Raw genomic sequence first — 1,966 nt, forward strand, 5'->3', positions numbered from 1 at the left:
CGCTTCCGGATCGAAGCCCTCCAAGCCGAGCGGTATCAACAGTGGGACATCCCGCGGCAGCTCAGCCACTTCTGGCCAGCTGAGCTCGGCATAGTCCCACAGCTTCATCCCACCTCCCGCAGCATTCTCCCGTCCAGCCTGAAGCGGCCGGAGTCGCTCACCGCCGCCCGTTCGGCCACCCTACCCAAAGCCGGCCCCATGCGAAAGGTCACATCAGGTGCCAATCGAGGAATCTCTCCACGGTTTCGTGGAAATGGAGCTGGCTCGAGTCATGGAGGAAGCCATGCCCCTCGCCTCCGTACACGTAGTACTCAAAGTCCTTGTCATGCTCTTTGAGCGCCTCGACGAGTTGCTCGCTCTGCAGCGGATGCACGCGCTTGTCTTCGTCCCCGTGGAAGATCAGGAGAGGATGACGGATCTTGTCGACGTCGTAGACGGGCGAGCCAGCAAGATAGCCTGCCCGGTTCTGCGACGGATCCGCCATCTGGCGCTCGAGATCCTCTCTCCCCGGTCGATCTCCCTGTGCCCAGGAGGTCAGGATGTCGCAGTCCCCGAAGATACAGACGCCGCACTTGAACCGCGCCGATGGGTCCGGGTCGCGGGCCAGGGCCAGCAGGGCCAGGTAGCTGCCGTAGGAGAAGCCCAGGATGCCCAGGCGTTCGCCGTCGATCCAATCCAGACCACGCAGGAAGTCCGCCGCGGCCAGCATATCCTCGGCATCAACGATCCCCCATTGATCGTGCAGCGCATGCTGGTGGGCAAGGCCATAGCCCGTGCTGCCGCGGTAGTTGGGTGCCAGGACCGCATAGCCCTTGGCGAGCAGCCATTGGGCCATGATGTCCCAGTCCAGAACATGCTCCGAGGTCGGTCCGCCATGGGGATAGACGATGGCCGGGCAGCGCCGTTTGGGCGAGGCCGCCGGCGGACGGAAGAGGAAGCCCGGGATGCTGGCGCCGCGCGAGCTCGGATAGTGGACGAACTGCGGCGCCTGCAGGGACGCTGCCCTCATCGCCGGAGGCATGGACCGGGTGAGCGGACCGGCGGCGCCGGTCTCCGCGTCGACCCGCCACAAGTCCGGCGCTTCCAATGGGCTTTCGAATCCCACGACGATGCTCCTGCTATCGGGGGACCACTGCGGCAACGAATGCCAGCCGGAATCCCCGCGCAAGAGGCGGTCCTCCCTTGAGTGGACCGCCAGCAAATGCAGGTCACCAGCCCCGTTGTGGTTGGCCACGTAGGTGATGCGCGACCCGTCCAGGTTCCAATCGTAAGATTGAACGTCTGCCTGACCGGCGGTGAGCTGGATCGTCTCGCCGGAGGAGGGGTCAAGCAAGTACAGCTCTCGAAAGCCGCTCCGGTTCGAAATGAACGCTAGGCGGCTGGCATCCGGCGTCCAGCGGGGACGGACGTCCCACACGCCGGCGGCGCCCGACAGGTGGCGCACTTCTCCACCAGCGGCCGGCACCAGGCACACCTCGGAGCGGTTCAGGTCCGTCGCCGGGTGGAAGACAAAGGCCACCATCGAGCCGTCGGGCGATGGCCGGGGGTCGCTGACATCGGCTTCGAAATGGGTCAGGGCAACAGGCCACTCGCCGTCGGGAGTGGTGGCGACCAGGTTGCCGTAGGTTCGACGTTTGCTGATGTAGTAGATCCTCATTCCATCCGGGCTGAAGATCGGCTCCGAGGATTCGTGGCCGTGGTCGGTCAGCTTTCTGGCCCGGCCTCCGGCGGTCGGGACGATGCAGATCTCGTCGCGGGCGACATACGTCAGGTTCCTGCCATCCGGGCTCCAGCGGGGGGCCGTGTCCGTCCAGGGAGCGACCGGAGGCCGGTCGAAGGTCAGGCGCTCCGGCCAGTGGCCGGCCTCGGCCGGCATCAGCCACAGGTCGCTGTTGCCCTCGCGGTCCCAGATGAATGCCAGATGAGTCCCATCCGGGGAGAGGGCGTGGTGTCGGATGTGTTGGAC

The 1,966-nt window shown here is 65.8% G+C and carries 1 protein-coding gene; it reads right to left on the minus strand.

Annotated elements, in window-relative coordinates; translation table 11 throughout:
* Positions 1–208: 208 nt before the first annotated feature.
* Positions 209–1,966: S9 family peptidase (locus tag MUO23_01340; protein MCJ7511595.1), on the minus strand; the 1,758-nt coding region annotated here is incomplete at its 5' end.

The organism is Anaerolineales bacterium (assembly GCA_022866145.1).
Lineage (GTDB): Bacteria > Chloroflexota > Anaerolineae > Anaerolineales > E44-bin32 > PFL42.